Below are 3,739 nucleotides of genomic sequence, written 5' to 3' on the forward strand. Positions count from 1 at the left end.
CACGTTCGCGGTGTTGGCGTTGCAGTTCCCGAATGCGCAGGGCACGACGCCGGCGGATACGAAGATCTCGTTCATCCGGGATCTGCCGTTGGACTTCATGGTGTTCGGCACGATCGCGGGCACCGTCCTGTACGTGGTGTGGATCTGTTTGATCTCGACGGCGGCGTCGAACGGGGTGAACGTGACCGACGGGCTCGACGGGCTCGCCGGCGGGGCGTCGATCCTCGCGATCGGCTCGTTCGTCGTCATCGGGTTCTGGCAGTTCAACCAGGCCTGCTCCCGCCTCGCCCCCGACAACGACAACTTCGCCCGGTGCTACGAGGTGCGCGACCCGCTCGATCTCGCGATCGTCGCCACCGCCATCACCGGTGGGTTGATCGGCTTCCTGTGGTGGAACACGAACCCCGCGAAGATCATCATGGGCGACACGGGGTCGCTCGCCCTGGGCGGGGCGCTCGCGGCGTTGGCGATCGTGAGCCGTACGGAGCTGCTGCTGGTGCTGATCGGCGGGCTGTTCGTGATCGAGACGGGGTCGGTGATCGTGCAGCGGGCGTACTTCAAGCTCACGCACGGCAAGCGGATCTTCCTGATGAGCCCGATCCATCACCACTTCGAGCTGAAGGGGTGGGCCGAGGTCACCATCGTCGTGCGGTTCTGGATCATCGGCGGCCTCCTCGTCGCCGCCGGCGTCGGCACCTTCTACCTCGAATGGCTCCAGAGCTGACGCCTCGCCGCACGCGCGCGTCGCCGCACGCGCGCGTCGCCGCACGCGCACCCCGCCGCGGCTCACTCCGGGCGGCGGAACACGCGGCGCATGTGATCGCTGTCCAGGAAGTCGGCGATGCCGATCAGGATCAGGCTGAACACGATCTGCTCCGTCACCATCCAGAACGGGAACAGTCCGGGGATGGCGGCCATGACGAGCGTGATCACCGGGAAGATCTTGCTGAACAGCCGCAGCCGGGAGTACGCCCAGCGGTAGCCCTTCTGAGCGCGCCAGGCGAAGTAGAACAGCGTCGCGGTCATGCCCAGCACGACAAGGATCCGCATCCACACGGGGAACGCGAGCACCGTGCCCTGCGCGAACAGCACGATCGCCACGACGAGGGCCGCGAGCCCGATGAGCAGCTCCAGCGCGAGCAGCCAGCTGATCCAGGTGAACGCGCGACGCGTGCGCGGGTGCTCGACGAGCTCGTCGTCGGCCTTCTCGCCCGCGGCGCGGCCGCCCGCGATGCGATCGAGCTTCGTGATCACGGGTTCGAGATCCATGGTCGCCTCCGGCTCCGACGATACGCCGCCTGCGCATGAAACCACCTAGAGTGGTGACATGGCGGCCCGCTCCGACGACGCCGTGGTCATCGAGGTCGACGGCCACGAGGTGCGACTGAGCCATCCCGGCAAGCTCGTCTTCCCCGACGCCGGCCTCACCAAGCGCGACCTCGTCGACTACTACCTCGCCGTCGCCGACGGCGCCCTCCGCGGCGCCGGCGGACGGCCGATGGTCCTGAAGCGCTTCGTGAAGGGCATCGATCGCGAGGCGTTCTTCCAGAAGCGGGTGCCCGAGCAGCACCCCGACTTCATCGACACCGCGACCCTGCACTACGCCTCGGGCACCGAGGCCGAGGAGACCGTCGTGCGCGATCGCGCCGGACTCGCCTGGGTCGTGAACCTCGGCTGCATCGACCTGAACCCGCATCCGGTGCGCGTCGAGGACCTCGATCACCCCGACGAGCTCCGCGTCGACCTCGACCCGATGCCCGGCGTCGAGTGGTCGCAGATCGTCGACACCGCGTTCATCGCGCGCGAGGTGCTCGCCGAGCACGGCCTCGTCGCCTGGCCGAAGACCTCCGGCTCCCGCGGCATGCACCTGAACGTGCGCATCGAACCGCGCTGGAGCTACCCCGAGCTGCGCCTCGCGGCCGAGGCGCTCGCCCGCGAGGTCGCCGATCGCGCCCCGGGTCTCGCGACCGCCCGCTGGTGGAAGGAGGAGCGCGGCGAGACCGTGTTCGTCGACTTCAACCAGAACGCGAAGGACCGCACCGTCGCCTCGGCGTACTCGGTGCGACCGCTCCCCGACGCACGCGTGTCGACACCGCTGGACTGGGACGAGGTGCGCACCGCCCGGCCCGAGGACTTCACCGTCACCACCGTGCTGCGCCGCTTCGCCGAGCGCGGCGACCCGGCGGCCGGCATCGACGACGCGGCCGGATCGCTCGACGGGCTGCTCGCCCTCGCCGAACGGCTCGGCCCGGCCGAGAAGCCGCCGAGAGGGGCGGATGCCTCGGGCCGCCGCACCTCGACCATGCCGCTCATCGAGCTCGCCCGTACCGAGACGAAGCCCGAGGCCCTCGCCGCGCTCGAGGAGTGGCGGACGAGGCATCCGTCCGCCGCCGCGGCGCTGCACCCGGCCGACGTGCTCGTCGACGGCATGCGCGGGGCGAGCTCGCTCTGGTACCGCGTGCGGGTGAACCTGCAGCACGTGCCCGAGGGCGAGCGTCCGCCGCAGGAGCCGCTCATCGCCGACTACGACCCGTGGGCGGGCCGGCGGCCGGGCTGAGCGCTCGGCGGGGCTGCGCACGTCGGCGGTCGGTGGCAGGCTGGCAGTGATCCGGGGAGGCAGCATGTGCGGAAGATTCGTGGTCTCGCAGAAGGCCGACGACCTCACCGAGGTGTTCGAGGCCGAAGACGACTTCCCCGACTGGCGGCCGAGCTACAGCCTCGCGCCGACCGACACCATCCCGATCGTGCGCGAGCGAGCCGACCGCGAGACGGGGGCCTTCGTGCGGCGGCTCGAGCCCGCCGTGTGGAACTTCCACCCCTCGTTCATGAAGGAGTCGAAGCGTCCGCAGTTCAACTCCCGCATCGAGACCGTCGCGACGAACGGACTGTGGAAGGGCGCCTTCGCCCAGGGGCGCTGCATCGTGCCGATGCGCGGCTACTACGAGTGGACGGGCGAGCCGGGCAACAAGCAGGCGCACTACCTGCACGGCGAGAGCGAGCTGCTCGCGGCGGCCGGCATCTCGACCGCCAGGCGGCTCGACGACGGCAGCTGGCAGGTCTCCGCGTCGATCATCACGCGTGAGGCGCGGGATGCCTCGGGCGAGATCCACGAGCGCATGCCGGTGTACCTCCCGCTCGACGAGGTCGAGCGCTACCTCGATCCGGCGAAGCTCGACGCGGGCGGCATGCAGGCGATGGTCGACTTCCTGCTCGAGGCATCCGACCGCGTCGCGCCCACCATCCGCGAGTACGAGGTCGACCGCCGGGTCAACTCCCACCGGGCGATCGACCCGCACGACCCGACGCTGATCGAGCCGCTGCCCGCCGGCTGAGCCGGGTCGCGGGCGGGTATCGCCCGCGTATGCGGATTCCGAGACGGCCCGGCAACGGCCGCTGCGGTCGACTCGGAGTATGCGAACCCATCACGACTCCGTCATCCGCCGCCGCCGCGTCGCCGTGCTCGGCGCCCTCGCCGCCGTGCTCGCCTTCGTCGCCGTCGGAGCCGCCCTGCTGGGCGCGGCGGCGGCGAGCCGCGGCGGCGCCCCCGGCATCGGAGCGGACGGCCTCGGTGCTCCCTCCGGCGAGGCGCAGGCGGGCGGCGGCGACACCGGGGACGGCACCATCGACGAGTCCGACGGGTACATTCCGGAAGGGGAATGGATCTCGCTCGACGACGAGGTGCCCGCGATCACCCTGCTCGACGGCGAGCTGCTGGCGGCCGTCCGGGCGGCCGCCGCGG

At 71.0% G+C, this 3,739-nt stretch carries 4 protein-coding genes and 1 pseudogene; 4 read left to right on the forward strand and 1 reads right to left on the reverse strand.

Annotation, left to right across the window (positions count from 1 at the left end; translation table 11 throughout):
* Positions 1-724 (forward strand): phospho-N-acetylmuramoyl-pentapeptide-transferase (mraY, locus tag IEY71_RS03575; RefSeq protein ID WP_189085056.1); only part of this gene is annotated, 724 nt, incomplete at its 5' end.
* A gap of 62 nt (positions 725-786) precedes the next feature.
* On the opposite strand, the gene IEY71_RS03580 is transcribed toward mraY, so the two are convergent.
* Positions 787-1,269 carry a hypothetical protein gene (locus IEY71_RS03580; protein ID WP_189083905.1) on the reverse strand — a complete coding sequence of 161 codons (483 nt, stop codon included), beginning with the start codon at positions 1,267-1,269 and terminating at the stop codon, positions 787-789.
* Positions 1,270-1,327: 58 nt separating this feature from the next.
* Here IEY71_RS03580 and ligD point away from each other — a divergent pair, with 58 nt between their 5' ends.
* The 3 genes and pseudogenes from ligD to IEY71_RS03595 all read left to right on the forward strand — a co-directional run.
* Positions 1,328-2,557, forward strand: a complete 1,230-nt coding sequence (gene ligD / locus IEY71_RS03585) for a non-homologous end-joining DNA ligase (protein WP_189083906.1) — start codon at positions 1,328-1,330, stop codon at positions 2,555-2,557.
* 64 nt (positions 2,558-2,621) lie between these two features.
* Positions 2,622-3,332 (forward strand): SOS response-associated peptidase, encoded by a 711-nt coding sequence (locus IEY71_RS03590; protein ID WP_189083907.1) that lies wholly within the window; start codon positions 2,622-2,624, stop codon positions 3,330-3,332.
* A gap of 79 nt (positions 3,333-3,411) precedes the next feature.
* Positions 3,412-3,739: pseudogene (locus tag IEY71_RS03595) on the forward strand (hypothetical protein); the annotation flags it as partial.

This window comes from Agromyces mediolanus (assembly GCF_014648575.1).
Lineage (GTDB): Bacteria > Actinomycetota > Actinomycetes > Actinomycetales > Microbacteriaceae > Agromyces > Agromyces mediolanus.